This is a genomic window from Pseudomonas sp. SJZ103 (assembly GCF_007828335.1).
Taxonomy (GTDB): domain Bacteria; phylum Pseudomonadota; class Gammaproteobacteria; order Pseudomonadales; family Pseudomonadaceae; genus Aquipseudomonas.
In genome coordinates, this window is record NZ_VIUN01000017.1 from 12,176 (window position 1) to 36,764 (window position 24,589).

Annotated in this window: 22 protein-coding genes and 2 tRNA genes; 11 read left to right on the plus strand and 13 right to left on the minus strand. The window is 60.0% G+C overall.

What is annotated here, in order from left to right:
* Positions 1-27: 27 nt before the first annotated feature.
* Positions 28-1,035: a DUF481 domain-containing protein gene (locus tag FBY10_RS27000; protein ID WP_131697939.1), complete on the minus strand. Its 1,008-nt coding sequence runs from the start codon at positions 1,033-1,035 to the stop codon at positions 28-30.
* A gap of 144 nt (positions 1,036-1,179) precedes the next feature.
* On the opposite strand from FBY10_RS27000, the gene FBY10_RS27005 reads away from it, so the two are divergent.
* The 4 genes from FBY10_RS27005 (at position 1,180) to FBY10_RS27020 (ending at position 5,991) form a co-directional block, all read left to right on the plus strand.
* Complete coding sequence (locus FBY10_RS27005; RefSeq protein ID WP_145338414.1) at positions 1,180-1,542, plus strand: MGMT family protein; 363 nt, start codon at positions 1,180-1,182, stop codon at positions 1,540-1,542.
* Between the two features lie 43 nt (positions 1,543-1,585).
* Entirely contained in the window at positions 1,586-3,118 is a 1,533-nt protein-coding gene (locus tag FBY10_RS27010) for an AmpG family muropeptide MFS transporter (protein WP_131697941.1), read from the plus strand.
* Positions 3,119-3,301: 183 nt separating this feature from the next.
* Entirely contained in the window at positions 3,302-5,017 is a 1,716-nt protein-coding gene (locus FBY10_RS27015) for a proline--tRNA ligase (RefSeq protein WP_065925012.1), read from the plus strand.
* Positions 5,018-5,037: 20 nt separating this feature from the next.
* Positions 5,038-5,991 carry a hypothetical protein gene (locus FBY10_RS27020; RefSeq protein ID WP_131697942.1) on the plus strand — a complete coding sequence of 318 codons (954 nt, stop codon included), beginning with the start codon at positions 5,038-5,040 and terminating at the stop codon, positions 5,989-5,991.
* A 74-nt stretch (positions 5,992-6,065) separates the two neighbouring features.
* Here FBY10_RS27020 and dinB read toward each other — a convergent pair whose 3' ends face one another.
* Positions 6,066-7,124 (minus strand): DNA polymerase IV, encoded by a 1,059-nt coding sequence (dinB, locus tag FBY10_RS27025; RefSeq protein ID WP_145338413.1) that lies wholly within the window; start codon positions 7,122-7,124, stop codon positions 6,066-6,068.
* A 281-nt stretch (positions 7,125-7,405) separates the two neighbouring features.
* Here dinB and FBY10_RS27030 point away from each other — a divergent pair.
* The 4 genes from FBY10_RS27030 (at position 7,406) to FBY10_RS27045 (ending at position 11,955) form a co-directional block, all read left to right on the plus strand.
* Positions 7,406-7,482: transfer RNA gene (locus tag FBY10_RS27030), tRNA-Met, on the plus strand.
* A gap of 207 nt (positions 7,483-7,689) precedes the next feature.
* Positions 7,690-7,766: transfer RNA gene (locus FBY10_RS27035), tRNA-Met, on the plus strand.
* Positions 7,767-8,032: 266 nt separating this feature from the next.
* Positions 8,033-10,675, plus strand: coding sequence for a bifunctional lysylphosphatidylglycerol flippase/synthetase MprF (gene mprF, locus FBY10_RS27040; RefSeq protein ID WP_131697943.1), 2,643 nt, complete (start codon positions 8,033-8,035; stop codon positions 10,673-10,675).
* The gene (locus FBY10_RS27045; RefSeq protein WP_145338412.1) at positions 10,675-11,955 is read left to right on the plus strand and encodes a virulence factor family protein; all 1,281 of its coding nucleotides are present in this window, start codon (positions 10,675-10,677) and stop codon (positions 11,953-11,955) included. Before mprF ends, FBY10_RS27045 begins: the two co-directional genes overlap by 1 nt.
* A 136-nt stretch (positions 11,956-12,091) precedes the next feature.
* Here FBY10_RS27045 and recJ read toward each other — a convergent pair whose 3' ends face one another.
* Together recJ and FBY10_RS27055 are read right to left on the minus strand one after the other, a co-directional pair.
* Entirely contained in the window at positions 12,092-13,801 is a 1,710-nt protein-coding gene (recJ, locus tag FBY10_RS27050; RefSeq protein WP_131697945.1) for a single-stranded-DNA-specific exonuclease RecJ, read from the minus strand.
* Positions 13,802-13,897: 96 nt separating this feature from the next.
* Positions 13,898-14,440 carry a YaeQ family protein gene (locus FBY10_RS27055; RefSeq protein ID WP_032890801.1) on the minus strand — a complete coding sequence of 181 codons (543 nt, stop codon included), beginning with the start codon at positions 14,438-14,440 and terminating at the stop codon, positions 13,898-13,900.
* 148 nt (positions 14,441-14,588) lie between these two features.
* Here FBY10_RS27055 and FBY10_RS27060 point away from each other — a divergent pair, with 148 nt between their 5' ends.
* Positions 14,589-15,788: a CaiB/BaiF CoA-transferase family protein gene (locus FBY10_RS27060; protein WP_145338411.1), complete on the plus strand. Its 1,200-nt coding sequence runs from the start codon at positions 14,589-14,591 to the stop codon at positions 15,786-15,788.
* On the plus strand, positions 15,788-16,672 hold the full coding sequence (locus tag FBY10_RS27065) for a TIGR02285 family protein (RefSeq protein ID WP_145338410.1): 885 nt from the start codon (positions 15,788-15,790) through the stop codon (positions 16,670-16,672). The genes FBY10_RS27060 and FBY10_RS27065 overlap by 1 nt, the downstream gene beginning before the upstream one ends.
* A 170-nt stretch (positions 16,673-16,842) precedes the next feature.
* Here FBY10_RS27065 and FBY10_RS27070 read toward each other — a convergent pair whose 3' ends face one another.
* On the minus strand, positions 16,843-17,127 hold the full coding sequence (locus tag FBY10_RS27070; RefSeq protein WP_131697948.1) for a DUF3509 domain-containing protein: 285 nt from the start codon (positions 17,125-17,127) through the stop codon (positions 16,843-16,845).
* A 315-nt stretch (positions 17,128-17,442) separates the two neighbouring features.
* Between FBY10_RS27070 and FBY10_RS27075 the strand changes: the two genes are divergently transcribed.
* Positions 17,443-17,664 carry a hypothetical protein gene (locus FBY10_RS27075; RefSeq protein ID WP_145338409.1) on the plus strand — a complete coding sequence of 74 codons (222 nt, stop codon included), beginning with the start codon at positions 17,443-17,445 and terminating at the stop codon, positions 17,662-17,664.
* An 81-nt stretch (positions 17,665-17,745) separates the two neighbouring features.
* Here the strand turns inward: FBY10_RS27075 and thrC are convergent, their stop codons facing one another.
* The 8 genes from thrC to rpsP form a co-directional block, all read right to left on the minus strand.
* Positions 17,746-19,155, minus strand: a complete 1,410-nt coding sequence (thrC, locus tag FBY10_RS27080; protein WP_145338408.1) for a threonine synthase — start codon at positions 19,153-19,155, stop codon at positions 17,746-17,748.
* 67 nt (positions 19,156-19,222) lie between these two features.
* The gene (locus FBY10_RS27085) at positions 19,223-20,527 is read right to left on the minus strand and encodes a homoserine dehydrogenase (protein ID WP_027605461.1); all 1,305 of its coding nucleotides are present in this window, start codon (positions 20,525-20,527) and stop codon (positions 19,223-19,225) included.
* Between the two features lie 129 nt (positions 20,528-20,656).
* Positions 20,657-21,388 carry a thioredoxin fold domain-containing protein gene (locus FBY10_RS27090; RefSeq protein WP_003175893.1) on the minus strand — a complete coding sequence of 244 codons (732 nt, stop codon included), beginning with the start codon at positions 21,386-21,388 and terminating at the stop codon, positions 20,657-20,659.
* 141 nt (positions 21,389-21,529) lie between these two features.
* On the minus strand, positions 21,530-22,426 hold the full coding sequence (xerD, locus tag FBY10_RS27095; protein ID WP_131697949.1) for a site-specific tyrosine recombinase XerD: 897 nt from the start codon (positions 22,424-22,426) through the stop codon (positions 21,530-21,532).
* A 178-nt stretch (positions 22,427-22,604) separates the two neighbouring features.
* Positions 22,605-22,955: a 50S ribosomal protein L19 gene (gene rplS / locus FBY10_RS27100; protein ID WP_003175895.1), complete on the minus strand. Its 351-nt coding sequence runs from the start codon at positions 22,953-22,955 to the stop codon at positions 22,605-22,607.
* Positions 22,956-23,000: 45 nt separating this feature from the next.
* Entirely contained in the window at positions 23,001-23,774 is a 774-nt protein-coding gene (gene trmD / locus FBY10_RS27105) for a tRNA (guanosine(37)-N1)-methyltransferase TrmD (RefSeq protein ID WP_178116802.1), read from the minus strand.
* Entirely contained in the window at positions 23,756-24,292 is a 537-nt protein-coding gene (gene rimM / locus FBY10_RS27110) for a ribosome maturation factor RimM (protein ID WP_131697950.1), read from the minus strand. The genes trmD and rimM overlap by 19 nt, the downstream gene beginning before the upstream one ends.
* A 5-nt stretch (positions 24,293-24,297) precedes the next feature.
* Positions 24,298-24,549, minus strand: coding sequence for a 30S ribosomal protein S16 (rpsP, locus tag FBY10_RS27115; RefSeq protein ID WP_003238923.1), 252 nt, complete (start codon positions 24,547-24,549; stop codon positions 24,298-24,300).
* Between the last annotated feature and the right edge of the window lie 40 nt (positions 24,550-24,589).

The window sequence follows — 24,589 nt, forward strand, 5'->3', positions numbered from 1 at the left end:
CTACGCGCCGGTTGCCAGGGGCTCGATTTACCAGGCGACGCCGAAGCCTGCGGTATAGCGGGTCTTGCTCAGGCTGCTTTCCGAATCGCCGCTGATCACGTCGCGCTCGGCCTTAAGGTTGAGCGACGCCCACTCGGTGACTTTGTAGCGCAGGCCCATTTCCGCATCAAGGGAGTACTCCGCCGGGCCGTCGATAGGCTTGCCCACCTCGCCATTGGTGAAGAACTCAACGGTCTTGCCCACCAGGTAGCGGTTGTAGTTCCACTTCATGGCGAGGGAATAGAAGTTGTCCTTGCCACCTTCGGCGTATTCGTAATCGGTGCGGTTGACCAACGAACCGAGGGAGAATGCACCCAGTTCGTCGTCCCAGAACTGGTAGCCCGGGCCGGTACCGACGGTACGTTGGCGCGCCAGGTCTTCAACCTTGTCGCGCTTGTAGGTCAGACGACCCTGCCAGAACCAGTGCTCGGTGATGAAGCGGTCCAGGTCATACTCCAGGGCCCAGTTGTCGGTGGTGGTGACGTCGTCCTGGAACTCGCGGTTGTATTCACCCTGCCCGGTATGGCGCCATTGGCCATGACGCGCGGTGGTCTTGAAGTCGATGTCGTAGTCGTTGGTGTCTTTTTCGGCGCGCTTGTAGTCCAGCGCCATGTCGACATTGCCCTTCCACACCAGGTCTTCGATCACCGGCTTGGGCTTGATGATCTGCTGGATACTTGCCAGCTCGACGGTCTTGGGCGCCTCACCATTGGCCAGCACCACCTTGCCATCGTCCGCCGCCTGCAGGGACTTGGCTTTCTCGCCGGTGTAGGCGTCCTGCTTGACCAGCAGCTCCTGGTCGCTCTCCAGGGTTTTCACCTGCTTCCAGTCCACCGGAATGGCGCCGGCGTAGTCGGTCTGGATCAGTAGCTTGCCACCGTCGAAGACCTTGATCTTGCCGGTCAGGCGGTCACCGTTTTTTAACCAGACGGTATCGGCCAGCAGGGGCGTGGAGGCACTGAAGACAGCAAGGCACAGCAGGGTTCTGGACAACATAAGCGGATGGGGAGCTCGAGGTTGGCGAAAAGGGGCGATTATCGTGTTAGATAGCTAGGACTGACTCAAGGATTTGTGTTGAGTTCAATTCTCAACAGCATACTTACAGACGTTTCTTACAAAAGACCGACGATCCCAACGGATATGCCCACAGTGAATCAGCCTGCCGATGCTCCACAAAACCACGCCGAGATGCGCCGCACTGCGCTGTACCTGACACTGGCGCAAGTCCCGCAAGGGTGCGTCGTGAGCTACGGTGAGCTGGCGCAACTGGCCGGGCTGGGACGCGCGGCACGCTGGGTCGGGCGCACCTTGAGCCAACTTCCCGAGGGCACCACATTGCCCTGGCATCGCGTGCTGGGTGCCGGTGGTCGGATAAGCCTGCCGGTGGGCAGCGTCTCAGGGGACGAGCAGCGGGCGCGCTTGCGCGATGAGGGCGTCACGGTGCGCAACAATCGCGTGGATATTCAGCGCCATGGCTGGCGCCCGGTAGAGCACAGCGGTTAGAGTGCGCGCTTTGTTTCCGTGAATCTGAGGCAGACTCCAGCCCATGCCCCGTAAAACCTGGCGCGCCGCGCTCGCCGCCTATGCCAGCCCCTCGACGTTAGTGCTGTTGTTGCTCGGCTTTGCCGCCGGCTTGCCTTACATGTTGGTGTTCTCGACGCTTTCGGTGTGGCTGCGTGAGGCCGGTGTGGCCCGCGAGACCATCGGCTATGCGAGCCTGATCGGTTTGGCGTATGCCTTCAAATGGGTCTGGTCGCCGCTGCTCGACCAATGGCGCCTGCCACTGCTCGGTAAACTCGGACGTCGTCGCTCCTGGCTTGTGCTTGCACAGTCGCTGGTGATCCTCGGATTGATCGGCATGGGCTTCTGCGACCCGCAGAAACACCTGTCCTGGCTGATCGCCATTGCCGTCGTGGTTGCTTTCGCTTCCGCCACCCAGGACATCGCAGTCGACGCCTATCGCCTGGAAATCGCCGACGACAGCCGCCAGGCTGCCCTGGCCGCCAGCTATATGTCCGGCTACCGCATCGCCGCCCTGCTGGCCACGGCCGGTGCGCTGTTCTTTGCCGAAGGCTTCGGCTCCACTGGCTTCAACTATAAGCACTCGGCCTGGACCGGCACCTATGTGCTGTTCGGCGTGCTGATGATCCCGGCGCTGCTGACCACCCTGTTCATGCGCGAACCGAATGTGCCGCTGCGCACCCAGTTGCAGGCCGGACGCTACAGCTTCGTGCATCAGCTGGTATCGGTGTTCGTACTGATCGTCCTGCTAGTGTCCGTACCGGCGATGTTCACCCAACTGTTCAACACCGACTTCGCCAGCGTGCTGTTTCAGGGTGTCAGCCTGTGGGACTTGCTGATGGACGACCGCGCTTTCCTGCGTGCCATTCTCTATATCATCCTCACCGCGTTATGCCTTTCGGCCATGGGTCGGCGGGGCCTGGCGCCGGTACTCACGCCGGTCAACGACTTTATCCTGCGCTACCGCTGGCAGGCATTGCTGCTGCTGGGGCTGATCGCCACCTATCGCATGTCCGACACAGTGATGGGCGTGATGGCCAACGTGTTCTACATCGACCAGGGCTTTACCAAGGACCAGATCGCGGGGGTCAGCAAGATCTTCGGCCTGATCATGACCCTGCTCGGCGCCGGCATGGGCGGCCTGCTGATCGTGCGCTTCGGCATCCTGCCGATCCTGTTTATCGGCGGCGTGACCTCGGCGGGGACCAACCTGCTGTTCGTGATGCTTGCCGACATGGGCCCCGACCTGCAGATGCTGATCTTTACCATCTCCCTGGATAACTTCAGCTCGGGCCTGGCCACGTCGGCATTCGTGGCGTACCTGTCGAGCCTGACCAACCTCAAGTTTTCCGCCACCCAATATGCGCTGCTCAGCTCGATCATGCTGTTGCTGCCTCGCCTGATCGGCGGGTATTCGGGGGTGATGGTGGAGAAATTCGGGTATCACAATTTCTTCCTGATCACCTGCATGCTGGGTGTGCCGACACTGTTGCTGATTGCGCTGCACTGGTATCAGGAGAATCGGCGGATTCGGTTGAATCCACCCGCCGAAGACTGACAATGCGGGAGGGGGCTTGCCCCCGATAGCGGTGGGTCAGTGACACATAAGCGCCTGACACCCTGCTATCGGGGGCAAGCCCCCTCCCACATCCCCCTCTGCATTCTGATGCCTGTACTCCAGCAGTTTGCGCCCGTACAATCCCAAGTCATTTCAAGTCCAAGCAACCGACAACGGCCTACCATGCGTACCAGTCAATATTTGCTCGCCACACAGAAAGAAACGCCTTCCGACGCGGTCGTGATCAGCCATCAGCTGATGCTGCGCGCCGGCATGATCCGCAAACTGGCCTCCGGCCTGTACACCTGGCTGCCCATGGGCTTGAAGGTGATGCGCAAGGTCGAAGCCATCGTTCGTGAAGAAATGAACGCCGCCGGCTCTCTGGAAGTGTTGATGCCGAGCACCCAACCGGCCGAGCTGTGGCAGGAATCCGGGCGCTGGGAAGAGTACGGCCCTGAGTTGCTGCGCTTCAAGGACCGTCATGGCCGCGACTTCTGCGCCGGCCCGACCCACGAAGAAGTGATCACCGACCTGATGCGCAACGAGTTGAGCAGCTATAAACAGCTGCCCCTCAACCTGTACCAGATCCAGACCAAATTCCGCGATGAAATCCGCCCACGCTTCGGTTTGATGCGCGGCCGCGAATTCATCATGAAGGATGCCTATTCGTTCCACGCCGACCAGGCATCGCTGCAGGCCACCTACGACCGCATGCACCAGGCCTACTGCAACGTGTTCACACGCCTGGGCCTGAAGTTCCGGGCGGTTGAAGCGGACAATGGCTCCATCGGCGGTGCCGGCTCCCACGAATTCCACGTGCTGGCCGAGTCCGGCGAAGACGATATCGCGTTCAGCAACGGTTCCGACTACGCGGCGAACATCGAGAAAGCCGAAGCCGTGCCACGGGAAACGTCCCGTCCAGCCCCGGCTGAAGAACTGCGCCTGGTGGATACGCCAGAGACCAAGACCATCGCGGCCCTGGTGGAGAAATTCAATCTGCCGATTGAAAAGACCATCAAGACCCTGATCGTCCACGCCGAAGAAGAAGGCAAGCTGATCGCCCTGGTGATCCGTGGCGACCACGAACTCAACGAAATCAAGGCCGCCCAGCAACCTGGCGTGGCCAGCCCGCTGGTCATGGCCAGCGATGCCGAACTGCGCGACGCCATTGGCGCCGGTGCCGGCTCCCTCGGCCCGCTGAACCTGCCGCTGCCGATCATCATCGACCGCTCAGTCGAGCTGATGAGCGACTTCGGTATCGGCGCGAACATCGACGACAAGCACTACTTCGGCGTGAACTGGGAGCGTGACCTGCCGGTTCCGACCGTGGCCGACCTGCGCAACGTGGTGGCCGGCGACCCAAGCCCGGACGGCAAGGGCACCCTGGAAATCAAGCGCGGCATCGAAGTCGGGCACATCTTCCAGCTGGGCAACAAGTACAGCAAGGCGATGAAGTGCGAAGTGCTGGGCGAGAACGGCAAGCCGATCACCCTCGACATGGGCTGCTACGGCATTGGCGTTTCCCGCGTGGTTGCCGCTGCCATCGAGCAGAACAACGACGAGAAAGGCATTATCTGGAGTGACGCCCTGGCGCCTTTCCAGGTTGCCCTGGTACCGCTGCGTTACGAAACCGAGCAAGTACGCGAAGCCACCGACAAGCTGTATGCCGAACTGACGGCCGCTGGTTTTGAAGTGCTGCTGGATGACCGGGACAAGAAAACCAGCCCGGGCATCAAGTTCGCCGACATGGAGCTGATTGGCATTCCGCACCGGATCGTGGTCAGTGACCGCGGCCTGGCCGATGGCAATCTGGAATACAAGAGCCGGACCGAAGCCGAAGCCCAACCGTTGCCGGTGGCTGACGTGCTGTCTTTCCTCCAGGCGCGTATTCGTCGCTGAAAACCAGATCAAGAGAAGTCATGTTCAAGCGAAACACCAGAGCCCTGGGGGGCGCCGCCTTGTGCGGCGCCCTGCTGGTCAGCGGCTGCGCCAATCAGATGTCGCAACGCAGTGAGCACGAGGAGCGGGTCGAGCGTAAGTTGCTCGACCACAGCCTGCAGATCGATGTAGGCGAACCCAAAGTGTTGGAACTGCCGCAACGCCGGGTTCGTATTCACGAGCAAAAGACCTTTGAGGTCACCGAATTCGAAGTCACCCGTCGTTACGACCGCTACACGCCCTACCAGCCCTGGCGCAAACTCTATGAGATGCCCTTGGGTGCAGTGGCTTTGGTGGCGGGCGCGGGCGCCAACGTGGCGAACATCTTCGCCCTCGGCAACCTGCCGACCAGCATGACCCACGACTGGCTGACCTACGGCGTGGACGGCCTCAACCCGTTCATGAACGTGCAGTCCCATGGCCGTGCGCAACAGAACCTGGCCGGTATCGATGAGGTCCAGCGTGACAAGCGCGTGGAGTATTCGAGCCTGCCCTGGAGCGAACGCCCGGTCCAGGTCACCGCCGGCAAACAGACCCATGAGCTGACCACCGACCGCAACGGCGTCCTGCGCCTGAACCTGTTGGACAGCCCGTTTGCCGAGCAGGACCTGAACCGCGTCACGACCTTGAAGATCAGCGTGGAAGATGGCCAGGACGACGTGCACTCGGACTCGACCCTGGCAATCAGCAGCACCCTGCGCGGCAAATTGCTGGAAGCCCACGGACTGATCTACGACGATCTCGAAGACGATGAAGTCAGCCAGTGGGTGCACCGGGTCAAGCGTCTGTCGGAGCTGGGCCTGGAAGAAGAAGCCAGTGAGCTGGAACAAAGCCTGATCGAATTGACCCGCAATGATCCCGAGTTGCAGCAGGAATTCCTGCAAGCGTTGACCAAGGATGCGGGGCGGTTAGTCGCAGATCCCGGAGCACACTGAGACTTCGAAAACGCTATAGATCCAAATGTGAGAGGGGCGGTGCGACTTGCCTCTCCCACATTTTTTCCCGGTTTCTACCAAGAAAACTCTAACTGTTCGTTCCCGCCACTCAGGTCCAGCAACCGCACGCCAACCCCCAGCAACCGCACCGGTTTACCGCCACGATTGAACGCCTGGGTCATCAACTGTTGATAACTCTCCAGATCCCGCGCCGCTCCCGCCTGCTCCAACGTCGTCTGGGTAAAGTCATGAAACTTCACCTTAACGAACGGCTTTCCCGCCTTATAACTGCTGTCGATACGCGCCATGCGCCCGGCCAGGGTTTCCATCAACTCTGGAAGTTTCGCCAGGCAGCTTGAGAGATCCGGCAGGTCCACATCGTAGGTATTTTCCACACTGATGGACTGCCGCCGGCTGTCATTCTGTACCACACGGTCATCTATCCCACGGGCCAGGCTCCACAGCCGCTCGCCAAAACTGCCGAACTCACGCACCAGCGCCAGCTTGTTCCACTCGCGTAATTGCAGGCAGTCTTCGATGCCCAGGCGCGCCAGTTTGTCCGCCGTCACCTTGCCCACGCCGTGCAACTTGCTTACCCGCAGTTGGGAGACAAAGTCCTCGACCTGATCCGGGGTAATGACAAACAGGCCATTGGGCTTTTTCCAATCGCTGGCGATCTTGGCCAAAAACTTGTTCGGTGCCACGCCGGCGGACACGGTGATGTGCAACTGGTTGGAGACCCGGCGCCGTATATCCTGGGCGATGCGCGTGGCGCTGCCGCCAAAGTGCGGGCTGTCGGAGACATCCAGGTAGGCCTCGTCCAGCGAGAGGGGCTCGATCAGGTCGGTGTAGTCGCGGAAGATCGTCTGGATTTCCTTCGACGCTTCCTTATATGCATCCATGCGCGGCTTGACGATGGTCAGGTCCGGGCAGAGCTTCAGGGCATGGCGCGACGACATGGCTGAACGCACCCCATACGCCCGCGCTTCGTAGTTGCATGTAGCAATCACGCCCCTTCGATCTGCCGATCCACCTACCGCCAGGGGCTTTTGCGCCAGGCTCGGGTCATCGCGCATCTCAATGGCGGCGTAGAAGCAATCACAGTCGACGTGGATGATTTTGCGCTGCGTCATAGATAGAAGGGGGTGTAATCCAACGGGTGAGCAGTATCGCATTCACCCCTGTATATAGCACCAGTAGTTTGAATCTTCCGCCTAAGCGGTAGGAAATTTCCCAGATGAATTTATTTTCTCAATCGAAATTAGCCCCCCAATAGAGCTGAAACCCTTAGCCCTATTGGCCTGCACGATTGAAATGGCTCTGTTTGGAGAGCTAACCGATTGAACCACAAGCCCTTTTCTTCGATTCACAGGTTGACACACACGCGATCCTCTGTAGAATGCCGACACACAGACGCGGGATGGAGCAGTCTGGTAGCTCGTCGGGCTCATAACCCGAAGGTCGTCGGTTCAAATCCGGCTCCCGCAACCAAACATCAAAAAAGGCTACTCGAAAGAGTGGCCTTTTTTGTGCGCGTCTGTTTTGTGTCTGTACGAAAATTGTAAGACAAAAAAATCTTTACCCATCGCGCACTTACCTTCCACAGCCGCCCTTCACCGCTCATTTCACACTTATTTGACCCATCGGCTCATTAACGGTTGACACCTCGCCGTTGCGCTGTAGAATGCCGCCCACAGACGCGGGATGGAGCAGTCTGGTAGCTCGTCGGGCTCATAACCCGAAGGTCGTCGGTTCAAATCCGGCTCCCGCAACCAAACATCAAAAAAGGCTACTCGAAAGAGTGGCCTTTTTTGTATCCGATGAAAAAGTTCATCTGAAACAATGGCATGGCATCTTTCATGAAACCGTACGCGGTTTGTAGAGTCCATCTCATCGCACGCTATGCTTACGCCTCTACGACCAATGGCCGCAGTCGCCGCACCCGGTGATCCGCGTTAATATTTGTAATTATTTTGTCCATAGGGATTGGTAACTTGGCTGGATACCTCCATCCTGTCGCGCACAATCCACGAGGTGATTGATGCGCGCCAACTCGTCTGAACCACAAGACACCGTCACAGCAGAACAACCTATCGCTCCGACCCGCTTGCGCTGGCTGGATCTGTTGAGCAAATACCGGCAACCCATAGGGCTGGCCGTGACCTTGTTGCTGTTCGCAATCGCGCTGATCGCCTGCCGACACCTGCTATTGGAGCTGGACCTCTACGCCCTCCACGACTCGATCCTGGAAGTGCCCAAACCCGCTTTGCTCGGTGCGTTCGCCGCCGCCATCGCGGGGTTCGTCATTCTGTTGGGCTATGAGTTTTCCGGCGCACGCTATGCTGGGGTGAACCTGCCTGCCAAGACCTTGGCCCTCGGCGGCTTTACTGCCTTTGCGATCGGCAATGCCATTGGCCTTTCGATGCTCTCGGGCGGCTCGGTGCGCTACCGTTTATATGCACGCCATGGCATCGGGGCTTCGGAAGTCGCCCACATGACCGTGTTCGCCAGCCTGGCACTGGGCTGCGCCCTGCCCCCGCTGGCTGCGTTGGCCACGTTGAGCAACTTGCCGGCAGCGTCGACCTACCTGCATTTGCCACAAACTGTGCTCGGCGGCGTTGCCGGCGCGGTGCTGTTGCTGTCGGTCGTATTGTGCATAGGTATCTATCGCCGCCGCCTGCCGGAACAGCCCTACCCTGACAACCTGCTGGTAAAAGCCGGGCGTCGGACCTTGCGCCTGCCTGGCCGGCGCCTGACGTTCCTGCAACTGATCATCACCGCACTGGACGTTGCCGCTGCCGCTACCGTCCTTTATATGCTGCTGCCGGAAGCACCGCCTTTCGGCCCGTTCCTGCTGGTGTATCTGCTGGCGCTGGCCGCGGGTGTGCTCAGCCATGTACCAGGCGGTGTCGGGGTATTCGAGGCAATCCTGCTCGCGGCCTTCGCCGACAAGCTCGGTGCAGCGCCACTGGCGGCCGCCCTGCTGCTGTATCGCATGATCTACGTTGTATTACCGCTGCTGATCGCCTGCGTGTTCCTGCTGGTCAACGAAGCGCAGCGCCTGTTCCAGACCCAACAGAGTCTGCGGGTGGCTTCCGGCCTGGCGGCCCCGGTGCTGGCCGTACTGGTTTTTTTGTCCGGCGTGGTCCTGCTGTTTTCCGGCGCCACGCCGGAGATCGACTCACGCCTGGAAAACATCGGCTTCCTGATTCCCCACCGCCTGATTGACGCCTCGCACTTCGGTGCCAGCCTGATCGGCGTGCTGTGCCTGTTGCTGGCCCAGGGTCTGCGTCGACGCTTGTCGGCTGCGTGGATGCTGACCATGGTGCTGCTGCTGGTGGGCGCCCTGCTCTCGCTGCTCAAGGGGTTCGACTGGGAAGAAGCCAGCCTGATGACCATGACGGCGATACTGCTGGCGATCTTCCGCCGCTCGTTCTATCGCGCCAGCCGCCTGACCGAGCTGCCTTTTTCACCGCTGTACCTGGTAGCCAGTGTCTGTGTGCTGGGTGCTTCTATCTGGCTGCTGCTGTTCGCGTATCAAGATGTACCGTACAGCCATCAACTGTGGTGGCAGTTCACCCTCGATGCCAACGCCCCGCGCGGCCTGCGCTCGCTGCTGGGCGCCGCCGTGCTGCTGGTCATCGTTTCGCTGACCTGGCTGCTGCGCACCGCACGCCCGGTGATCCACCTGCCGACACCCGATGAGCTGGAACGCGCCACCAAGATCCTGATGGCATCGTCGCAACCCGACGGCGGCCTGGCGCTGACCGGCGACAAGGCGCTGCTGTTCCACCCCAACGATGAAGCCTTCCTGATGTACGCCCGTCGCGGGCGCAGCCTGGTGGCCTTGTATGACCCGATCGGCCCGACTCAACCCCGTGCCGAAATGATCTGGCAGTTCCGTGACCTGTGCGACATCCATCATGCGCGCCCGGTGTTCTATCAGGTACGCGCCGAGAACTTGCCCTATTACATGGACATCGGTCTCACCGCGATCAAGCTGGGGGAAGAGGCCCGCGTCGACCTGAAACGCTTTGACCTGGAAGCCAAGGGCAAAGAGATGAAGGACCTGCGCTACACCTGGAACCGTGGCACCCGGGACGGCCTGTCCCTGGAGATTTTTGAACCCGGCACGGCGCCGATGGATGAATTAAAAGTCATCTCGGATGCCTGGCTTACCGGTAAGAATGTGCGGGAAAAGGGCTTTTCCCTCGGACGCTTCAGCGACGACTACCTCAAGCACTTTCGCATCGCGATCATTCGCTTCGAAGGTCGCCCGGTGGCCTTCGCCAACCTGCTCGAGACCTACAACCATGACCTGGCCAGTCTCGACCTGATGCGCGCCCACCCGGATGCGCCCAAGTTGACCATGGAATTCATGATGGTCGGCCTGATTCAACACTATAAGAGTCACGGCTATGCTCGCTTCAGCCTCGGCATGGTGCCGTTGTCGGGCCTGCAACCGCGACGCGGCGCGCCACTGACCCAGCGCCTGGGCTCGATGGTGTTCCGTCGCGGCGAGCAACTGTATAACTTCCAAGGCTTGCGCCGCTTCAAAGACAAGTTCCAGCCTGACTGGGAACCCCGTTACATGGCTGTGCCCGCGGGACTTGACCCGCTGGTGGCACTGGCCGATACCGCCGCCCTGATCGCGGGCGGCTTGACTGGATTGGTGAAACGCTGATGATTCGACGCTCCTGGCGGTATGTATTGGCCTTTGTAGTGCTGCTGGCCCTGATCCTGGGTGGCGGCTTTTGGTTCTGGAACCGCCCTGCCCCGCAGCCGACCCTGGAGCAACTGCCCCAGGCCGACGGCTCGGTGATGACCCGTGTGACCCCGGCAGGCACCCCGAAAGCCCGCGTCGCGGTGGCGGTGATGGCTGGCGAAACCCTGACGGATAGCCAACTGATTACCCTGAGCCAAGGCGGCAAGGCGCAGATCGTCCAGGTGATCCTGCCAAAGGATGACTGCAAGCTGCAGGAACAAGCGCTGCAAAGCGCCCTGGGCCAGCTCAAAGGGCCCGCGACCCTGGTCAGCGGCATCGGCCCTGGCGCCGCCCTCGCCTGGCGCTGGCTGGCCACACAGAACGACGACAAGGCCAACGCCATCTCCGTCGGCTTCGCGTTGGTACAGGAAGGTTGCAAGGACCCACTGCCGAAAACCGCCGCACACGGTAATTGGCTGGTGGCCTGGAACGATAACCCTGACGATGAAAGCGCCAGTTTCGTACGTGACACCCCGCGTGCCACCACCAGTATCAGCGACTACGACATTCACTATCCGCAAGTGCTGAACAACGAACTGCGCAAGCAACTGGTGGGTTCGGACAACGGCGGCCTGGCGATTCCCGTCGTGGAAGTGCCGGCTGGCCAGGCCAAGGACACCGTGACCCTGTTCCTCTCCGGTGATGGCGGCTGGCGTGACCTCGACCGCGATGTGGCCGGCGAGATGGCCAAGATCGGTTACCCGGTGGTCGGCATCGACACCCTGCGCTATTACTGGCAGCACAAGACCCCGGAACAAAGCGCCAAGGACCTTACCGAGCTGATGCAGCACTACCGGCAGAAGTGGGGCACCAAGCGCTTCGTACTGACCGGCTACTCGTTCGGTGCCGACGTACTGCCGGCGATCTACAACCGCCTGCCGGAAAACGAACAGCAGCGTGTGGACGTCATCATCCTGCTGGCATTCGCCCGTACCGGCAGCTTTGAAATCGAAGTGGAAGGTTGGCTGGGCAACGCCGGCAAAGAAGCCGCGACCGGCCCGGAAATGGCCAAGCTGCCGGCTGACAAGGTGGTGTGCATCTACGGTGCCGAAGAAGTCGACGAGAGTGGCTGCACCGACAAGACTGCCGTGGGCGAGACTGTGAAGCTGCCGGGCGGGCATCACTTCGATGAGAACTACCCGGCGCTGGCCAAGCGGTTGGTGGATATCATCGTGAAGCACCAGGCCAAAACCGAATAAACCCGAGCCTTATACAAATCAAACTGTGGGAGGGTGCTTGCTCCCGATAGCTGAGTGTCAGTCAACAATGCTGTGACTGACCCAATGCTATCGGGGGCAAGCACCCTCCCACAGTTTTTTGCGGCGTCGGTAAGATCTAGCGCGGTTCGATGTGGGCAATCATCAGTTGCACGGTTTCATTCCCACGAAACTCGTTCACGTCCAGCTTGTAAGCCAACTCCACCCAACGTACGGACGGGTTCGGCCAGACTTCCCGGTCGACGCCAAAGGCAATGCCATCGAGCTTCACCGACCCGCACTCGCTCTTGAGCACCACTTTCAGGTGCCGCTCCCCCACCACTCGCTGCTCTACCAGCTGGAACACACCATGGAACAGCGGCTCTGGAAAGTGTTGCCCCCACGGCCCGGCATGCCGCAATGCGCGCGCCAGTTCCAGGTGAAACTCTTCCACCGCGAGGGTGCCATCGGACAGCAGACGCCCGGTGAGGTCTTCTTCGCGCAGTTGCCGACGCACTTCGGCGTCAAAGGCTTCGGCAAACAGTGGGAAATTTTCCTCGGGCAAGGTCAGCCCCGCCGCCATGGCGTGGCCGCCGTATTTGGTGATCAGGTTGGGATGCTGGCTCGCGACCACCGCCAGCGCATCGCGGATGTGAAAGCCCTGCACAGAGCGTCCAGAGCCCTTCAGCAGCCCATCGCCGGCATCGGCGAAGGCGATGGTCGGGCGGAAGTACCGCTCCTTCATGCGCGACGCAAGAATGCCGATCACACCTTGGTGCCAGTCCGGATCAAACAGGCACAAGCCGTAGGGCATCGATTCCACCGGCAAGTCCTTGAGCTGGGCCAGGGCCTCGCGCTGCATGCCTTGTTCGATGGATTTGCGGTCCTGGTTCATGCCGTCCAGTTGCGCGGCCATTTCCCGTGCCGCGGCGAAATCCGTGGTGAGCAGGCATTCGATGCCCAGGCTCATATCGTCCAGGCGCCCAGCGGCGTTCAAGCGTGGCCCGAGGATAAAGCCGAGGTCGGTGGACGTGATGCGCGCCGCATCGCGCTTGGCCACTTCGAGAATCGCCTTGATCCCCGGCCGTGCGCGACCGGCGCGAATACGCTCCAGGCCCTGATGCACGAGGATGCGGTTATTGGCGTCCAGGGGCACCACGTCGGCGACGCTGCCAAGGGCCACCAGGTCGAGCAGTTCGCCGATATTCGGTTGAGGCGTGTTCTCGTACCAGCCCAGACTGCGCAAACGCGCGCGCAGGGCCATCAGCACGTAGAAGATCACGCCAACGCCGGCCAGGGCCTTGCTCGGGAACTCACAGCCCGGCTGGTTCGGGTTGACGATGGCATCCGCCGCCGGCAACTCGTCGCCAGGCAAGTGGTGATCGGTCACCAACACCTGCAACCCCGCCGCTTTCGCCGCCGCCACGCCTTCGACACTGGAGATGCCGTTGTCCACGGTAATCAGCAACTGCGGCTCGCGCTGCAGCGCCACGGCGACGATCTCCGGGGTCAGGCCGTAGCCGTACTCGAAGCGATTGGGCACCAGGTAATCGACATGCGCCGCACCGAGCAGACGCAGGCCCAGGGTGCCCACGGTGCTGGCGGTAGCGCCATCGGCATCGAAGTCACCGACGATGAGGATGCGCTGGCGCTGTTCCAGTGCCGTCACCAGCAAGTCCACTGCCGCGTCGATGCCCTTGAGCTGCTGATAGGGAATCAACCGCGCCAGGCTCTTGTCCAGCTCAGCCTCGGACTGCACACCACGAGCGGCGTAAAGACGGGTCAACAGCGGCGGCAATTCACCAAGGAAGGGCAGGACGGCGGGCAGTGGGCGGGGATCGATACGCATGGGTGACGGGAGCTTCTCTTGAATACAAAGGTTAAACGACAACTCTGAAGGCAACACAGATCAAATGTGGGAGGGGGCTTGCCCCCTCCCACATTTTCAACCGCGTTCGCCGACCAGCCATTGCAGTTGTACTTCGTGCTGGCCACGGTCGTCAGTGACGAAGATCGTGCCTTCGCTGATCATCACGTCCCACTTGATCACGCGGGGCATGTCCTTGGCCAGAACCTCCAGAATCTCCTGGGGCACCGCCGCGATGTGCACATTCTTCAGGTTATTGGCCACCGGCACGACCTTGCCCTCCCACACGCGCAGGCTGCCGTAGGCCAGCAGACTGGTGCGCTCGGTGCGGCGCGAGCACCAGGTCAGGCGGTCGGCATCCGGCTGGCCGACTTCGATCCAGTGCAGGACCCGATCGTCCAGGCTTTTTTCCCACAGGGCTGGCTCGTCTACATCTGACAGGCCACGACCGAACGCCAACTGTTCGTTGTAAAAAAGGGCGTAGGCCAGCAGACGCACGGTCATGCGTTCTTCGGTTTCCGACGGGTGACGGGCGATGGTCTGCTTGACGCTCTCGTACACCGAGCGATCAAGGTCGGTGAGGTTGAGTTCGAATTTATAGGTCGTGGACGGCTGGGCCATGAACGGGCTTCTAGAGACAGGGAAAGGCGGCCAGTCTAACCGATGGCGAGGTCATTCACCGAATCCTGCGCTGCATCATCCTTATCCCTGGGCTACTCGCCTATGTTAAAAGGCTTCACATCATCGTTCTGCGCAGACAAGGATCCCCATGTCGTTTAATGCCAAACCACTTGCAGGCCTGAAAGTCATCGAACTCGGCACCCTGATCGCCGGGCCGTTCGCTTCACGTATCTGCGCCGAATTCGGCGCGGAGGTGGTCAAGGTCGAATCCCCGGACGGCGGCGACCCGCTGCGCAAATGGCGCAAGCTGTATGAAGGCACCTCGCTGTGGTGGTTTGTGCAGGCGCGCAACAAGAAGTCGCTGACGCTGAACCTCAAGCATCCGGACGGCCTGGCGATTCTCAAGCAACTGCTGGCCGACGCCGACATCCTTATCGAAAACTTCCGTCCAGGCGTGCTGGAAAAGCTTGGCCTGAGCTGGGAAACCCTGCACGCACTGAACCCGAAACTGGTCATGGTGCGCCTCTCGGGTTTCGGCCAGACCGGGCCGATGAAAGACCAACCCGGGTTTGGCGCAGTGGGCGAGTCCATGGGCGGGCTGCGCTATATCACCGGTTTCGAAGATCGCCCGCCGGTACGCACCGGGATCTCCATTGGCGACTCCATCGCCGCGCTGTGGGCGGTCATCGGCGCCTTGATGGCGCTGCGTCATCGCGAGGTCAACGGAGGTGTGGGCCAGGTGGTGGATGTGGCGCTGTATGAAGCCATCTTCGCCATGATGGAAAGCATGATCCCCGAATTCGACGTATTCGGGTTTATTCGCGAACGCACCGGCAACATCATGCCCGGCATCACGCCGTCATCGATCCACACCAGCGCGGACGGTAAGCACGTTCAGATCGGCGCCAACGGTGATGCCATCTTCAAACGTTTCATGAGTGCCATCGGCCGGGAAGACCTGGCGAACGATCCACAACTGGCCAGTAATGACGGGCGCGATAGCCGTCGTGATGAACTCTATGGCGTGATTGATCGCTGGGTTAACTCGCTGCCGCTGGAGCAGGTGGTGGAGCAACTCAACAAGGCCGAAGTGCCCGCCAGCCGTATCTACAGCGCCGACGACATGCTGGGCGACCCGCAATTCCTCGCGCGCGAGATGTTCCTCAAGGCCCGGCTTCCCGGCGGCAAGGACTTCAAGATGCCGGGCATCGTGCCCAAGCTGTCGGATACACCGGGCAGTTGCGAATGGGTGGGGCCGCAACTGGGTGAACACAACGGCGTGGTGTTGGGCGAGCTGGGATACGACGCCGCCGCCATTGTCCGCCTGCGTGAGAAAGGCGCAATCTGATGCCCCACGGCTGCAAACACTGGCTCATTGCGCTGTACCTGGCCGTCATGCTGGCCGGCAGCTGGCCCGTACCGGCGAGTGCCGAGGGCACGTTGATCTGGTTGTTGCGCGACTTGCCGCCGCTGACCATCTTCGAAGGGCCAAGCAAAGGCCTGGGGGCACTCGACCAGTTGCTGCCGATACTGATCGGACACTTGCCGGAGTATCGCCACCAGGTAATGCACGTCAATCGCGCGCGCGGCATGCAGATGCTGCGCGAGCCCACGCTCACCTGCGATCCATCATTGCTGTGGACGGCCGAGCGGGCCAGGTACATCGTATTTTCCAGGCAGGCGTTTGTGGTCGTCAGTAATGGCATCACGATTCGACAGAGCCAGCAGGACGCCTTGGCGGCGTTTATCGTAGACGGCCAGTTTGACCTGCAGGCCTTCTTCGCCGCCCCTAAGGCAAGGGTCGGCGCGATTGCGGAACGCAGCTACGGCCCCGTTATCGATGAGCGGCTGAAACAGGCCGACACACACAAACTGGCACTGCACTACGGCAACGATGCCCTTGGCAGCTTGCTGCAGATGCAGCGCCTGGGCCGGCTGGAGGCGGTGCTGGGCTATTGGCCGGAAATCCGCTACCACGCGATGCAACAGGGGATCGCAACCGAAGACCTAAGCTTCTACCCCATCAAGGGCACAGCACCTTACCAGCGCACGTATATCGGCTGCTCGGATACGCCTCAGGGGCGCGAGGCCATGGAACGAATCAACCAGGTTCTGCTCAGCCTCCCGCTGGCACAAGTACAACAGTCCTATGCCGCCTGGCTAGACCCTGCCATGCGTGAACATTACCTGCGAGACAACCCGAGTTTTTTCCAGGATTCACCAGAACCCTGACAAATCCCAGGCAAAAAGAAACCCCGAAGAGTGGGGAGACACTTCGGGGTTAAACGTGGCCTACAAAGACCAGTACAACAAGGCACAAACACCGGAGCACAATGTTTGCTCTTGCTGTTACGAAATCTGACCGGCCATGACGTGGGAAGTTTCCATGGGTAAACAATTCTTCATGCAACGGCAGCCCCACGGGTCTGGGCAGCGCTGCGCAAGGCCGCGATGACCGAGGGCTCCAGGCGTCCTTCAGCGATCTTGAGGTCACGCAGCAGGCAATCCACCACATCCACCAATAGGCGCTTATCGAGCAATTGCGCCCGGTCGACTTCACGCTCGACCATGATCGCGCCGGCGGGGTTCTTCACGGTTACCAGGCACTCTTCCTGCACACCTGCGGTGGTCAACGTCACCTGATAAGGGCTCAGTGCTTCTTCGAGCAATAGGCTGATACTTTCCATCTCGATCACCACTCAATAGTTCGCAAACATTCTTGTAAACGGGAGCTGCATCTATCCTAAGTGACTGGTTGTGACGTAGGAAAGTTCGCTTTTTCGTTTATGCGGGGTTGTCGGGGGATGACGTTTCCAGCATGCGCTTGCAACATGACAGGCAAAAAACGGCAGCACATAAATGCTTACGCAATGGGCTGCTGTTTTTGGGGTTTGCCAGGCGCTGAAGCCGGGAGTGAATCCTATACTCGGTGAGCGCTGGTTACGCTGCGATGCAGATGAAAGCGCATGTCATCAGGCCCTTATTGCGAAGGATAAATAGCGATGGCAGAACAAAATGAGCAACAAACGTCGACAGACAGAATGCACGCCGAGGTATCACGTATTTTTGCTGAAATAGCACGTATGAACACAGAGCAAAACAAACTCAACAAAGAATCCCTGAAGATAACCTGTGAGACTTTCTGGTACCCGGTGGGTATCGCGACAGGCTTCTATGCCGCCGTGGGCACGGTCATAGTGGTCGCGCAGAAACTATTCTCGTAACGCGAGACCGGGCCTGCCAGAAACAAAAAACGCCGCTGACCCAAGGAAGGGAAAGCGGCGTTTTTGTCTTCGTGATTTGCCTTACAAAGGCTTACCACGGTTGCCATGCTGGCTGACAAACGCCTGCATCGCCTTCAAGTCATTCGGCAGCACCGTGCAACGCTCTTCACGCTCTAACAGGTCTGTCAGGTGCACCGGCAGTTCCAGCGCCTTGCCGACACCCGCCTTCTCCACCGCTTCCGGGAATTTCACTGGATGGGCGGTGCCGAGGATCACCATCGGGATATCCAGGCTTCGACGGCATTCGCGGGCGGCCTTCACCCCAATGGCGGTGTGCGGGTCGAGCAGCTCGCCGGTCTGGGCGTAGACCTCGGCGATGGTTTCACAGGTCTGCGCGTCATCCACGGCCAGGGAGTCGAACAGCTTGCGGGTTTCGGTCCAGCGCTCTTCATCAACGCTGAAACCGCCGCCGCTCTTGAAGGTGTCCATCAAGCCGGCAATGGCTGCGCCGTTGCGACCGTGCATGTCGAACAGCAGACGCTCGAAGTTCGACGACACCATGATGTCCATGGACGGCGACAGGGTGGCGTGCAGGGTTTCCTTGACGTACTGGTTGCCGCTCATGAAGCGGTGCAGGATGTCGTTGCGGTTGGTGGCAACGATCAACTGGTTGATCGGCAGGCCCATGTTACGGGCCAGGTAGCCGGCGAAGATGTCGCCGAAATTGCCGGTCGGCACCGAGAACGACACCGAGCGCGCCGGGCCGCCCAACTGCAGCGAGGCGTGGAAGTAGTAGACGATCTGGGCCATGATCCGCGCCCAGTTGATCGAGTTCACCGCCACCAGTCGCGTGCCTTTGAGGAAGCCCTGGTCAGCGAAGCTGTTCTTGACCATTTCCTGGCAGTCATCGAAGTTGCCTTCGATGGCGATGTTGTGGATGTTCTCACCGAAGATGGTGGTCATCTGGCGACGCTGCACTTCCGACACACGCTTGTGCGGGTGCAGGATGAAGATGTCGACGTTTTCGCAGTGCTTGCAGCCTTCGATGGCGGCCGAACCGGTATCACCCGAGGTCGCGCCGATGATCACCACGCGCTCGCCGCGCTTCTCCAGCACGTAGTCCAGCAGACGACCCAGCAGTTGCAGGGCGAAGTCCTTGAACGCCAGGGTCGGGCCATGGAACAGCTCGAGCACCCATTCGTTGCCGTTGAGCTGGCGCAAAGGGGCGATGGCGCTGTGGGAAAACACGCCGTACGTCTCTTCCAGAATCTTTTTGAAGTCCGCATCGGGGATGCTGCCGGTGACGAACGGGCGCATCACCCGGAACGCCAGCTCGTGGTACGGCAGGCCGGCCCACGAAGCGATTTCTTCCTGGGTAAAGCGTGGCAGGTTTTCCGGCACGTACAGGCCGCCGTCGGTGGCAAGGCCTGCCAGCAAGACGTCTTCGAAATTCAGGGCCGGTGCCTGGCCGCGGGTGCTGATGTAACGCATGACTGGCTCCTCTAAAACATTCTCGAACAGAGGCCGCCGCACACGCGGGGCCTCTGGAACAGATCGGTTAGTTCAGGTGTTCGACGCGAATCCGCACCACCGGGCCCACGACGCCTTGCAAGGCCTCCAGAGCAGTGATGGCATCGTTGATGTGCTGCTCGAGCACGCGGTGGGTCAGCAGGATCATCGGCACCTGGCCGTTCTGCTCCTCGACTTCCTTCTGCATGATCGACTCGATGTTGATACCGCGCTCCGACAGGATGCTGGCCACCTGGGCCAATACGCCTGGGTGATCCTTGGCCTGGATGCGCAGGTAGTAGGCGCTTTCGCAGGCCTCAATCGGCAGGATCGGGTGCGCCGACAGCGAATCCGGCTGGAAGGCCAGGTGCGGCACGCGGTTTTCCGGGTCGCTGGTCATAGCGCGAACCACGTCCACCAGATCGGCGATCACCGACGAAGCGGTCGGCTCCATGCCGGCACCGGCGCCGTAGAACAGGGTGGAACCGGCGGCATCACCGTTGACCATCACGGCGTTCATCACGCCATTGACGTTGGCGATCAGGCGGTCGGCCGGGATCAGCGTCGGATGCACACGCAACTCGATACCCGCCGGAGTGCTACGCGCGACACCGAGGTGCTTGATGCGGTAGCCCAGGGCTTCGGCGTAGTTCACGTCGGCAGTGGTCAGCTTGGTGATGCCTTCGGTGTAGGCCTTGTCGAACTGCAACGGGATACCAAAGGCGATGGACGCCAGGATGGTCAGCTTGTGCGCCGCGTCGATGCCTTCCACGTCGAATGTCGGGTCGGCTTCGGCGTAACCCAGCGCCTGGGCTTCGGCCAGCACGTCTTCGAAGGTACGGCCCTTCTCGCGCATTTCGGTGAGGATGAAGTTACCGGTGCCGTTGATGATACCGGCTACCCAATTGATGCGGTTGGCGGACAGGCCTTCACGGATCGCCTTGATCACCGGGATACCACCGGCAACCGCAGCTTCGAACGCGACGATCACGCCCTTCTCGCGGGCCTTGGCGAAGATCTCGTTGCCGTGCACGGCAATCAGCGCCTTGTTGGCGGTGACCACGTGCTTGCCGTTTTCAATAGCCTTGAGCACCAGCTCGCGGGCCACGGTGTAACCGCCCACCAGCTCGATGACGATATCGATTTCAGGGTTGGTGGCCACGGCGAAGACATCGTTGGTAATTGCAATACCGGTCGTTTGGAACTGAGGCTTTGGCGAACGCGTGGCAATTTGCGCCACTTCAATCCCACGCCCTGCACGGCGGGAAATTTCTTCAGCATTACGCTGAAGTACGTTGAAGGTGCCGCCACCGACGGTCCCTAACCCACAGATGCCTACTTTGACCGGTTTCACTGAAGAACTCCCCATGAAACGGCCGACGCTAGGTCGGCCGTGGAAAACAGCCGCACAACTGCGGCTTTCAATTAATAGCCCGTCGACTTATCCGCGGGCCATGATCGTCAAAGGTTCGACGATGCTGGTTTATTTGGCACTCAGCGCCAGTTTGGCAACTTGTGGTGCCGGCTGGTAGCCCGGAATCACCTGGCCGTCAGCCAAAACGATGGCCGGTGTACCGTTGACGCCGATGGACTGGCCCAGGGCAAACTGCTTCGACACCGGGTTGGCGCACTTGGCGGCCTTGATTTCCTTGCCATCGACCATCTTGTCCATGGCCGCTTTCTTGTCGGCCGAGCACCATACGGCCTGCAGCTGCTCGTCGCCCGGCGAACCCAGACCCTGGCGCGGGAACGCTACGTAGCGTACTTCAACACCCAGCTTGTTCAGCGCAGGCACTTCGGCATGCAGCTTATGGCAGTACGGGCAGGTGGTGTCGGTGAACACGGTGATATGGGTCTTCGTTTCGCCGATAGCTGGGTAAACCACGGTTTCCGCCACCGGGATGCCGTTGATCAGCTTGGATACACCCAGGCGCTCGGCTTTCTCGGTCAGGTTGACCGGCTTGCCGTCCTTGAGCTGGAACAGGTAGCCCTGAACGATGTACTGACCGTCTGCACTGGCGTACAGCACACGGCTGCCCTTGAGCTTGACTTCATACAGGCCGGCCATCGGGCTGGCGCTGATGCTTTCGATCGGGGTGTCGAGCTGCAGGTTGGCCAGGCTCTTGCGGATGGTCTGCTCGGCAGCGTCATCGGCGACGGCAAAGGTGGAAACCAACGCAATGGCTGCGGCGGCAATAATCTGGGTCAAGCGCATGGAAACTCCTGAAGGCAGATGCAGGGACGGGCGCAGGCACGCCTATACGCAAACACGGGTGCGGGCCGTCCCTTTGCTAACCGGCAAAGCCTACCACAGTTGGGCCGCAGGGCAGCCCGTGGCGGGATAAATTGGCGGTTTTCAGCCTCGTGGGTGGTGCTTGGCATGCATTTCCTGCAAGCGCGCACGCGCCACGTGGGTATAGATCTGGGTGGTGGATAAGTCGCTGTGCCCGAGCAGCATTTGCACCACGCGCAAATCCGCGCCGTGGTTGAGCAAATGGGTGGCGAATGCATGGCGCAAGGTGTGGGGCGACAGGCTCTTGCCGATCCCCGCCACCTTGGCCTGGTGCTTGATGCGATGCCAGAACGTCTGGCGGGTCATCTGCTCGCCACGCTGGCTGGGAAACAGCACATCGCTTGGCCGCCCGCCAAGCAGCTCGCTACGGGCATCGCGCATATAGCGCTCGACCCACACAATTGCTTCCTCCCCCATTGGCACCAGCCGCTCCTTGCTGCCCTTGCCCATTACCCGCAGCACCCCCTGGCGCAGATTGACTTGCTCGAGTGTCAGGCTGATCAGCTCCGTGACCCGCAGGCCGCAGGCATACAACACTTCCAGCATCGCGCGGTCACGCTGGCCGATGGCTTCGCTGAGGTCGGGCGCAGCAAGCAAGGCATCGACGTCGGCTTCCGACAGGGATTTGGGTAAAGGCCTACCCAGTTGCGGCATATCGATTTGCAGGGTTGGATCGAGGGCGATCAGTTTCTCCCTCAGCAAATAGCGATAAAAACCACGCACGCCAGAGAGAAACCGCGCAGTGGAACGGGGTTTGTAGTTCTGCTCCAAACGCCAGGCCAGGTGATCGAGGATCAGCTCGCGGCCGGCATTGATCAGTTCCAGGTGTTTCTCCTGCAACCAGCCGTTGAACAGCGCCAGGTCGCTGCGGTAGGCCTGGCGGGTGTTGTCTGACAGGCCTTTTTCCAGCCAGAGGGCGTCGAGGAAGCGGTCGATCAGGGGGTGGTCAATGGCAGGCATGAGGGCTCAGCTAAGGAAAGTGCGGGTATCGGGTAGATCCTATCGCAGCCCAGCCATGTACACACGCTTGAAGGTATGAACCGTCGCAGCAGGCCGCATTTTCCGCCAAAGGCAGCTCAAATCGCGGGCACAAAAAAGCAGCCCGTAGGCTGCTTTTTTCTGCATCGGGAAGCTGGACTTAAGCCAGTTTTTCCTTGATGCGAGCTGCTTTACCGGACAGGTCACGCAGGTAGTACAGCTTGGCTTTACGTACGTCACCGCGACGCTTAACGGCCATGCTGTCGATTTGCGGGCTGTAGGTCTGGAAAGTACGCTCTACGCCAACACCGTTGGAGATTTTACGAACAGTGAAAGCACTGTTCACACCACGGTTACGCTTGGCGATTACCACGCCTTCGAACGCTTGCAGACGCGAACGGTCGCCTTCCTTCACTTTCACCTGGACGACAATGGTGTCGCCTGGGGCAAAGGTAGGGATCTCTTTGGTCATCTGCTCTGCTTCGAGTGCAAGGATGATTTTGTTAGTCATGCTGTGCTCCTAAGGTAAGTCAATGGACCTACCATCGATACGTTGTTAACTATCGTCCCGCGCGAGGATGTATTCCTCGAGCAGCTTCTTCTCTTCTCCAGAAAGCGAGCGGCTTTCCAGAAGATCGGCGCGTCGTTCATAGGTCCGGCCAAGGGACTGCTGTAAACGCCAACGCCGGATGTGTGCGTGATTGCCACTTAGCAATACGTCGGGAACACGCTGATCCGCATACACCTCCGGTCGGGTGTAGTGCGGGCAATCCAGCAAACCGTCCGTGAAGGAATCTTCCTCCGCGGAGTCCGCATGCCCTAAAGCTCCAGGCAGCAGTCGTGTAACCGCATCTATCAGGACCATCGCCGGCAGCTCGCCGCCAGACAGGACATAGTCCCCAATCGACCACTCTTCATCGACATGAGCATCAATAAAACGCTCGTCAATGCCTTCATAGCGACCGGCAATCAGGATCAGTGCTTCCTCATTCGCCAGTTCGCGGACCCCAGCCTGTTTCAGCTGGCGGCCTTGAGGGGACAGGTAAATAACCTTCGCCTTCTCCCCGGCAGCGACCCTGGCCTGAGCCAACGCGTCTTCCAGGGGCTTGATCTTCATCACCATGCCCGGGCCACCGCCAAATGGGCGATCGTCCACAGTGTGATGTCGATCCGTCGTGTAGTCTCGCGGGTTCCAACAGGTAAGCTGCAACAGCCCCTGTTTCACCGCCCGACTGGTGATGCCGTACTCGCTGATGGCGGAAAACATCTCGGGAAACAAACTGATCACTTCAATGCGCAAATTAGCCACGCTTAGAAGTCCGCGTCCCATTCCACCTTCATCTCGCCCACTGCCAGGTCGACAGCCAACACGCATTGCTCGGTATAGGGCAACAGGCGTTCGCGATCATCCAGGCTGCCAGCGCAAGGCTTGACCACCATTACATCATTGGCGCCGGTTTCCAGAAGATGATCGATTTTCCCGAACAATTGCCCGAGTTGATCAATAACCTTCAGACCTTCCAGCTGGTACCAGTAGTACTCGCCATCGGTCAATTCAGGGAACAGGTTGCGCGGCACGCAGATCTCATAACCGGCCAGAAGACGAGCTTCTTCACGATCATCAAGACCCTTGAGCTTTGCGACCAGGAACTTATCGCTCCCGCGTCCACTGACCAGCTCGACCTGTTTCACACTACCTTCGCGCTTAAGCGTCCAGGTTTTGTACTGCAACAGGTTTTCAGTCGGATCAGTAAAGGAATACACCTTCACTTCGCCGCGAACGCCATGAACAGAATAAATCTTGCCAATAACGATCAGATCATCAGCAACAGTTGGCGTCGCGTTCATATTGCTCAGGCTGCGGCCTTAGCCGAGTCCTTCAACAACTTGGCAACACGCTCAGAAGGTTGTGCACCAACGCTCAGCCAGTAGGCTACGCGCTCTTGGTTCACGGACAGGCGGACTTCTTGACCACGAGCGATCGGGTTGAAGAAACCTACTTGTTCCTTGTGAGAGCCGTCACGTGGGTTGCGGCTGTCAGTTACGGTCAAGTGGTAAAACGGGCGCTTTTTGGAGCCGCCAAGGGCAAGACGGATTGTTAGCATGTGAACATCGTTCCTGTAGTCGGTGCTGCAAATCTAAATG

Bases quoted from the DNA above. Each gene is read 5' to 3' on its own strand.
- dinB (WP_145338413.1), bottom strand. From the start codon at position 7,124: ATGACGCAGCGCAAAATCATCCACGTCGACTGTGATTGCTTCTACGCC.
- FBY10_RS27000 (WP_131697939.1), bottom strand. From the start codon at position 1,035: ATGTTGTCCAGAACCCTGCTGTGCCTTGCTGTCTTCAGTGCCTCCACG.
- rpsP (WP_003238923.1), bottom strand. From the start codon at position 24,549: ATGCTAACAATCCGTCTTGCCCTTGGCGGCTCCAAAAAGCGCCCGTTT.
- trmD (WP_178116802.1), bottom strand. From the start codon at position 23,774: ATGGGACGCGGACTTCTAAGCGTGGCTAATTTGCGCATTGAAGTGATC.
- rplS (WP_003175895.1), bottom strand. From the start codon at position 22,955: ATGACTAACAAAATCATCCTTGCACTCGAAGCAGAGCAGATGACCAAA.
- FBY10_RS27065 (WP_145338410.1), top strand. From the start codon at position 15,788: ATGCCCCACGGCTGCAAACACTGGCTCATTGCGCTGTACCTGGCCGTC.
- recJ (WP_131697945.1), bottom strand. From the start codon at position 13,801: ATGCGTATCGATCCCCGCCCACTGCCCGCCGTCCTGCCCTTCCTTGGT.
- FBY10_RS27020 (WP_131697942.1), top strand. From the start codon at position 5,038: ATGTTCAAGCGAAACACCAGAGCCCTGGGGGGCGCCGCCTTGTGCGGC.
- FBY10_RS27060 (WP_145338411.1), top strand. From the start codon at position 14,589: ATGTCGTTTAATGCCAAACCACTTGCAGGCCTGAAAGTCATCGAACTC.
- thrC (WP_145338408.1), bottom strand. From the start codon at position 19,155: ATGCGTTACATCAGCACCCGCGGCCAGGCACCGGCCCTGAATTTCGAA.
- FBY10_RS27010 (WP_131697941.1), top strand. From the start codon at position 1,586: ATGCCCCGTAAAACCTGGCGCGCCGCGCTCGCCGCCTATGCCAGCCCC.
- FBY10_RS27055 (WP_032890801.1), bottom strand. From the start codon at position 14,440: ATGGCCCAGCCGTCCACGACCTATAAATTCGAACTCAACCTCACCGAC.
- rimM (WP_131697950.1), bottom strand. From the start codon at position 24,292: ATGAACGCGACGCCAACTGTTGCTGATGATCTGATCGTTATTGGCAAG.
- mprF (WP_131697943.1), top strand. From the start codon at position 8,033: ATGCGCGCCAACTCGTCTGAACCACAAGACACCGTCACAGCAGAACAA.
- FBY10_RS27005 (WP_145338414.1), top strand. From the start codon at position 1,180: ATGCCCACAGTGAATCAGCCTGCCGATGCTCCACAAAACCACGCCGAG.
- xerD (WP_131697949.1), bottom strand. From the start codon at position 22,426: ATGCCTGCCATTGACCACCCCCTGATCGACCGCTTCCTCGACGCCCTC.
- FBY10_RS27045 (WP_145338412.1), top strand. From the start codon at position 10,675: ATGATTCGACGCTCCTGGCGGTATGTATTGGCCTTTGTAGTGCTGCTG.
- FBY10_RS27070 (WP_131697948.1), bottom strand. From the start codon at position 17,127: ATGGAAAGTATCAGCCTATTGCTCGAAGAAGCACTGAGCCCTTATCAG.
- FBY10_RS27015 (WP_065925012.1), top strand. From the start codon at position 3,302: ATGCGTACCAGTCAATATTTGCTCGCCACACAGAAAGAAACGCCTTCC.
- FBY10_RS27090 (WP_003175893.1), bottom strand. From the start codon at position 21,388: ATGCGCTTGACCCAGATTATTGCCGCCGCAGCCATTGCGTTGGTTTCC.
- FBY10_RS27075 (WP_145338409.1), top strand. From the start codon at position 17,443: ATGGCAGAACAAAATGAGCAACAAACGTCGACAGACAGAATGCACGCC.